Below are 1,409 nucleotides of genomic sequence, written 5' to 3'. Positions count from 1 at the left end.
TGGTACTGCAAATATGGCGTGATCTTCCGCAACCTCGAAGAGATGCTGGAGGAGCGTGGTGTTAAGGTTGACCATCGCTTGGTCCAACGCTATGCGCCCGAGATGGAGCGCCGCTTGCGCTGGTACTGGAAGCGCCCCGGGATCTCACGCAGTTGGCGGATCGAGGAGACCCATGTGAAGGTCAGGGGCAAATGGGTATATCTATACCGGGCAGTGGATAGGAACGGCGGTACGATTGATTTTTTACCTGTCGCCTACGCGCAACGCCAAGGCAGCCCGGCGCTTCCTCGCCAAAGCGCTGAACGGTCTCAAAAACTGGCAAAAGCCGTTGACGCTGAATACGGACAAGGAAGTTTGCAACAGAGCCCTTTAACGAGCCTCCAGCAGCTGACGTGCTATGCGGGGCTTGTCGCAAATTGAGGGCATAGCGCTCGAATGAGTGGAATGGCAGCTTTCGGGAAGGTTCCAGGAGACAGTGTTCGACCGGATAGGGGCGCAAAGCCGCCACGCGGCTTGTCGGTGCCAATGAACTTCCCGCATAGGAATTTTGAGTTGTGCCAGATACATGATAACCGGGAGGAGGTTATGCCCCGCGCGCACCGTGGCAGGTTGACGTCGTACTGTTACACCCCAAACTATTCTCACGACAACTACTGTGGAGGCCAAGTTGCCCCTCCCGCAAGCCCCCACCGACCCAGACTCTGTCCAGGCCACCTTCCTGCGCCGCGCCATGGCCGCCCTCGAGTGCATCGTGGCTAAGGCGCCCGCCAAAACACTTAATGAAGCCCTTGCTGCGCCAACCGGCGCCGGCTCAATCGCGCAGTTGCTCAGCCAACCTGAATTGATCGGGCCGGCTGTCGTTGACCATGACCCGCTCGTGCCGGCGCTCGCCCGCAATGTCGAACATCGCACCCAGCTTTTGAGCCGGGCCGGAGGCGTGCTGTCAGCCGAAGCGGTTTGCAATATCGCCGGCATCTCACGGCAGGCGATCGACAAGCGCAGGCGGAGCAACTCGATCCTGGCCATCCGGCAGGGAACCGATTGGAAATACCCTGCATGCCAACTTCTGGACGGCGAGGTGCTGGCTGGCATCCCCGACGTAGTGCGAGCCTTTGCGACCCAGGGAGCATGGGCGGCGCTCGATTTCCTTCTGACGGAGGACAGCGCGCTCGGAGGTCGTTCCCCGCTTGAAGCGCTCCGCCAGAGGGATCGCGCAGCCGTCGAGCGTCTGATCCTCGCGAACTCCGGGGACGGTTTCACCTGACGCCGGCGCCTGCGCTTGGCCCATCAGGTTCAGCGCCGCCGCCCCGGAAAGGCTCGACACTGCGTTATTGCCCATCATGACCATCCGGGCGGGGGCAAATCATGCATTGTGTGCGCCGCACGCAGCACGCGCCCGTCCTGGCGTG

General features: G+C 61.5%; 1 protein-coding gene and 1 pseudogene. Both read left to right on the top strand.

Features of this window, described 5'->3' with window-relative positions:
* Positions 1-349 (top strand): annotated as a pseudogene (locus AC6A67_RS05580) (IS6 family transposase); the annotation flags it as partial.
* A 381-nt stretch (positions 350-730) separates the two neighbouring features.
* Positions 731-1,264: a DNA-binding protein gene (locus tag AC6A67_RS05575; protein WP_498035568.1), complete on the top strand. Its 534-nt coding sequence runs from the start codon at positions 731-733 to the stop codon at positions 1,262-1,264.
* The last annotated feature ends 145 nt before the right edge of the window (positions 1,265-1,409 follow it).

The sequence above is a fragment of the Camelimonas sp. FR25 genome (assembly GCF_059740505.1).
This window is presented reverse-complemented; position numbering and strand designations above follow the sequence as displayed.